Genomic DNA, 5,389 nt, shown 5'->3' with positions numbered 1-5,389 from the left:
ACAATATTTTGCCATTCACCAGGCCGTCGGATCCCAGCAGAACCCCGCCATTGGCTTCGAAGCCGACGACGATGCCGCCCGCCGCCTGCCGCGCGGCGTCCATTCCCTCGATGACGAAAGGCGATCCGACCTTCGTTCTCTTGACGCTGAACCCGAACGCTTCGGCTATGCCCGAGTTGGAGGTGACCGGCGTCACCACGACATCGGCCTTGAGGAAGAGCGCCGTGGCCAGCCCGATCAGGTCGCCGCGGAACAATTCGCCATTTTCGTCGATGACAAGAGGGCGATCGGCATCGGCATCGGCCGAGACCACCGCGTCGAGTTTGAACTCGCGCACCCAGTCCCGCACCATCGCCAGCGTTTCCTGGCTGACGGCCTCGGTATCGACAGGCACGAAAGTATCTGTTTTGCCGACGACGATCACATCGGCGCCGAAGGATCGCAGGACCTCGACCAGCAGCTCCGCCGCAACGGTGCTGTGCTGGTAGACGCCGAGCCTCATTCCGGAAAGGGCGCCAGGGGGCAGAATTGCCTCCACACGGTCTCGAAAGGCCGCGAGCGCCTGTTCATGGCCGGCTTGCCTGTCCGCATAGGTCGGCGGCCAGGGATATTGATCGGACAGCTCCGCGACAGAAAGGGTGATCGCGGCCTCGTCCGCCTTGTCGATCTCGCCCTTCGGTCCATAGAACTTGATGCCGTTGCGGTCGGCGGGGATATGCGAGCCGGTCACCATCAGCGCCGCGGCGTTGTGCCGGCGGGCATAAAAGGCAAGCGCCGGTGTGGGGATCGGACCGCAATCGACCGGCTGGAAGCCGGATGCGGCCAGCGCCGCCATGCAGTCCTGTGCGATCGCCGGGCTGCTGTCGCGCAAGTCCCGGCCCACGAAGACCTTGCCTTGCTGATATCCAATCGCCCGCAAGCGCCGGGCGAAGCCCTCAGTGTAAAGTCCGCTTGGCCTTCCGGCCAAATCGGAAGCCAAACCCCGGACACCGCTTGACCCGAATTTCATCAGCCTGCTTTTGCTGTTAGAAGGTTGCCGCTGCTCATTTGAATGAGCCCCGCGGCCCACTGCCTGTCAACAGCAAAAAACCTCGAAACCCGCGTCCTTTCTAATGTCCCCACACCGCCAGTTCGTTGCCGGCCGGATCGGTGAAGTGGAACCGTCTGCCGCCGGGGAAGGAAAAGATCGGCTTGACGATGGTGCCCCCGGCGCTCTCGACCGCGTCCAGCGTCTCCTCGAGGTTTTCGGAGTAGAGCACGGGCAGCGGTTTGGCCGGCGCTTCCCCGGCATCGGCCTGGAAACCGCCATCGAGCCCTTCGGCGAAAGCGGAATAGGTCGGGCCGTAGTCGGTGAACGACCATGAAAAGGCGGCGCTGTAGAAGGATTTGACGCTGTCCAGCGTGCCACCTGTCGCCGGCAGTTCCAGATAGTCGAGTTTCCCGTTGAGTTTCATCACGCTACTCCACTATGTTCTCTTTATGTTCTATATCGCACCATGCCTCTCCGGCAAGTCTTTTTGACGCAGCTTTGCTTAATCGATTGTAGTGGCGGCGAGCGCTGCCGGTACCTTGCCTTTCGCACTGCAGCATCCTATCGCTCGGACCGGGGAAGCGGGGAACCGGGCCATGGTCCGGCTGTTTCTATCTTCCACGAACTGGAGGGCAAGCATGACCAAGTGGGTTTACACCTTCGGCGACGGCGCCGCCGAAGGCCGTGCCGGCGACCGCAATCTTCTCGGTGGCAAGGGTGCCAATCTGGCCGAGATGTGCAGTCTCGGCCTGCCCGTGCCGCCCGGTTTCACCATCACCACTGAAGTCTGCAACGCCTATTACGCCAACGGCCGGGCCTATCCCGATGGGCTCGAGGCGGATGTCGTCGCCGCTCTCGACCATATCGGCCGCATCACCGGCCGCCGCTTCGGCGATCCGTCGAAGCTGCTTCTGGTCTCCGTCCGCTCCGGCGCCCGGGCGTCAATGCCCGGCATGATGGACACCGTGCTCAATCTCGGCCTCAACGACGAGACGGTCGAGGCTTTGGCCGCCGATTCCGGCGATGCGCGCTTCGCCTATGACAGCTACCGCCGCTTCATCCAGATGTATTCCGACGTCGTCATGGGCCTCGATCACGAAGTGTTCGAGGAAATCCTCGAGGACCAGAAGGCCAGCCTCGGCCACGAGCTCGACACCGAGCTGACGGCCGCGGAATGGCAGGGCGTCATTTCGCTCTACAAGGCCAAGGTCGAGGAAGAGCTTGGCAAGCCGTTCCCGCAGGACCCGCACGAGCAGCTCTGGGGCGCGATCGGCGCCGTGTTCTCGAGCTGGATGAACAGCCGCGCCATCACCTATCGCCGCCTGCACGACATCCCGGAAAGCTGGGGCACGGCGGTCAACGTCCAGGCCATGGTGTTCGGCAATATGGGCGACACCTCCGCGACCGGCGTCGCCTTCACCCGCAATCCCTCGACCGGCGACAGGCAGCTCTATGGCGAGTTCCTGGTCAACGCCCAGGGCGAGGACGTGGTGGCCGGCATCCGCACGCCGCAGAACATCACCGAGGCGGCGCGTATTGCCGCCGGCTCCGACAAGCCGTCGCTTCAGAAGCTGATGCCCGACGCCTTCCAGGCCTTCGTCGACATCTCCGACCGACTGGAAAAGCATTACCGCGACATGCAGGACCTCGAATTCACCATCGAGCGCGGCAAGTTGTGGATGCTGCAGACCCGCTCCGGCAAGCGCACCGCCAAGGCGGCGCTGAAGATCGCCGTCGAGATGGCGAGGGACGGCCTGATCACCAAGGAGGAGGCGGTCGCCCGCATCGATCCGGCATCGCTCGACCAGCTCCTGCACCCGACCATCGATCCGAAGGCGGCGCGTGATGTCATCGGCATGGGCCTGCCGGCCTCGCCCGGCGCCGCCACGGGCGAAATCGTCTTCTCGTCCGCAGACGCCGAGGACGCCAGGGCTCAGGGACGCAAGGCGATCCTGGTGCGCATCGAGACCAGCCCGGAGGACATTCACGGCATGCATGCCGCCGAAGGCATCCTCACCACGCGTGGCGGCATGACCAGCCACGCCGCGGTGGTGGCGCGCGGCATGGGCAAGCCCTGCGTGTCGGGCGCCGGCTCGCTGCGCGTCGACTACAAGGCCGGCACGCTGGTCTCGATGGGCCAGACCTTCCGCAAGGGCGACGTCATCACCATCGATGGCGGCAACGGACAGGTACTGAAGGGCGCGGTCGCCATGCTGCAGCCGGAGCTTTCCGGCGATTTCGCCGCCATCATGGAATGGGCTGACGCCGCGCGCCGCATGAAGGTGCGCACCAATGCCGAAACGCCGCTCGACGCGCGCATGGCGCGCTCCTTCGGCGCCGAGGGCATCGGGCTTTGCCGCACCGAGCACATGTTCTTCGACGGCGACCGCATCGTCGCCATGCGCGAGATGATCCTGGCCGATACCGAAAAGGACAGGCGCTCAGCGCTCGATAAGCTGCTGCCGATGCAGCGCTCGGACTTCCTCGAGCTGTTCGAGATCATGGCCGGCCTGCCGGTGACGATCCGCCTGCTCGACCCGCCGCTGCATGAATTCCTGCCCAAGACCGAGGCCGAGCTTGCCGAGGTGGCGAGCGCCATGAATGTCTCGGCCGACAAGCTGCGGCAACGCACCGAGGCGTTGCACGAGTTCAATCCGATGCTCGGCCATCGCGGCTGCCGGCTCGCCGTCTCCTATCCGGAGATCGCCGAGATGCAAGCGCGCGCGATCTTCGAGGCGGCGGTCGAGGCCGGACGCAAGGCCGGCGCGCTGGTGGTGCCGGAAATCATGGTGCCGCTGGTGGGGCTGGTGAAGGAGCTGGAATACGTCAAGGCGCGCATCGACGCGGTGGCGCAAAGCGTCATGCAGGAGACCGGCACCAAGATCGATTATCTAACGGGCACGATGATCGAGCTGCCGCGCGCGGCGATCCGCGCTCATGTCATTGCCGAAGCCGCCGAATTCTTCTCCTTCGGCACCAATGACCTCACCCAGACGACCTTCGGCATCTCGCGCGACGACGCGGCGTCCTTCCTTGAAACCTACCGGCAAAAGGGCATCATCGAGCAGGATCCGTTTGTGTCGCTCGATGTCGATGGCGTCGGCGAACTGGTGCGGATCGCTGCTGAAAAGGGCAAGGCGACCCGGCCCGGCATCAAGCTTGGCATCTGCGGCGAGCATGGCGGCGATCCGGCTTCGATCCGCTTCTGCGAGGAGGTCGGGCTCGACTATGTATCGTGCTCGCCCTACCGTGTGCCGATCGCCAGGCTGGCGGCCGCGCAGGCGGCCGTGGCGGCGGCGAAAGGCGCCGCCAAACGCGCCTGAGACGTGCATTCCGGGGAGCGGCACCCCAAGGGACCTTACGGTTTTGTATGGAATGTCACGCGAACGTGCGCGTGACAGCCCTGAATCTCGACACCGTTTCGAGGGAGTTTCCGACACCGAACTTTTTGGTGTCAGAAACCCATGTTGCAGATTGCCCCCACTCCTTTCCGGTCGATCCTTGTCCTGCAGACCAAATTTATCGGCGACATCGTGCTTGCCTCGGCGCTGGCGAACAACCTGCAGCTCGCATGTCCGGGCGTCAGGATCGTGTTTCTCTGTGAAACGCATTTGGCCGGCTTCCTGACGGCCCACGGCATTGCCGCCGAGGCTATCCCCCTCAGCCGCGCCAGGATGCGTGGCATGCCGTTCGAGCGGGGACGCGAGCTCTTCCGCGTGGTGCGGGAATTGCGGCGGCGTCGCTTCGACATGACCATCGACATCACCGACTCGAAAACCTCGCGTCTTATTTCCGGGCTGGTCAATGCTCCGGTCCGGGTCGGCTATTCTCCGACGGAGCGGCCTCTGCGCTGGCATGAACGCCAGCCCGCCAATGTCAGGATGAAGCCCTTCGGATTTGGCAAGAAGCACTTTCTCTACCGCTATCTGTCTCCGTTGGAGGCGCTCGGCGTCGACCTGCGCGTAAAAGCCCCGGCCATTCGACCGCTGCCATTCGAGACGATCCGCGTCCTGGCTTTGCTGGCCCGGCACCACATCCTCCCAAACGCCTTTGTCGCGGTTCATGCCGGAGCAAGTTTCGCCGGGCGTCGCTGGCAGCCGGAGCGCTTTGCCGAGGCAATCGACAGGATTGCCGGCGAGACAGGCTTGCGCGTCGTCCTGGTCGGCGGCCCGGACGAAAACGAGGCGACCGACAGGATTGTGGCCGCGGCGAAGACGCCTGTCGTCAATCTGGCGGGCGCGCTGCGGCTGGAAACCCTGCTTGCGCTGCTCAGGCAGGCGCGGCTGTTTCTCGGCAACGAAAGTGGGCCGATGCATATGGCGGCCGCGGCCGGCACGCCGGTTGTCGGCCTGTTCGGCC

At 64.5% G+C, this 5,389-nt stretch carries 4 protein-coding genes; 2 read left to right on the top strand and 2 right to left on the bottom strand.

Annotated elements, in window-relative coordinates; translation table 11 throughout:
- On the bottom strand, positions 1–1,009 hold a 1,009-nt coding region (locus EOA27_RS20065; protein ID WP_127256962.1), incomplete at its 3' end, for a phosphomannomutase.
- Between the two features lie 100 nt (positions 1,010–1,109).
- On the bottom strand, positions 1,110–1,454 hold the full coding sequence (locus tag EOA27_RS20060; protein WP_042641814.1) for a VOC family protein: 345 nt from the start codon (positions 1,452–1,454) through the stop codon (positions 1,110–1,112).
- Positions 1,455–1,668: 214 nt separating this feature from the next.
- Between EOA27_RS20060 and ppdK the strand changes: the two genes are divergently transcribed.
- Together ppdK and EOA27_RS20050 are read left to right on the top strand one after the other, a co-directional pair.
- Positions 1,669–4,353 carry a pyruvate, phosphate dikinase gene (gene ppdK, locus EOA27_RS20055; RefSeq protein ID WP_126078454.1) on the top strand — a complete coding sequence of 895 codons (2,685 nt, stop codon included), beginning with the start codon at positions 1,669–1,671 and terminating at the stop codon, positions 4,351–4,353.
- 141 nt (positions 4,354–4,494) lie between these two features.
- The coding region (locus tag EOA27_RS20050; RefSeq protein WP_145970433.1) for a glycosyltransferase family 9 protein at positions 4,495–5,389 on the top strand (895 nt) is incomplete at its 3' end.

This window comes from Mesorhizobium sp. M2A.F.Ca.ET.037.01.1.1 (genome assembly GCF_003998075.1).
Lineage (GTDB): Bacteria > Pseudomonadota > Alphaproteobacteria > Rhizobiales > Rhizobiaceae > Mesorhizobium.
This window is presented reverse-complemented; position numbering and strand designations above follow the sequence as displayed.

Excerpts from the sequence above, each read along its gene's own strand:
- EOA27_RS20060 (WP_042641814.1), bottom strand. The coding sequence starts at position 1,454 with ATGAAACTCAACGGGAAACTCGACTATCTGGAACTGCCGGCGACAGGT.
- ppdK (WP_126078454.1), top strand. The coding sequence starts at position 1,669 with ATGACCAAGTGGGTTTACACCTTCGGCGACGGCGCCGCCGAAGGCCGT.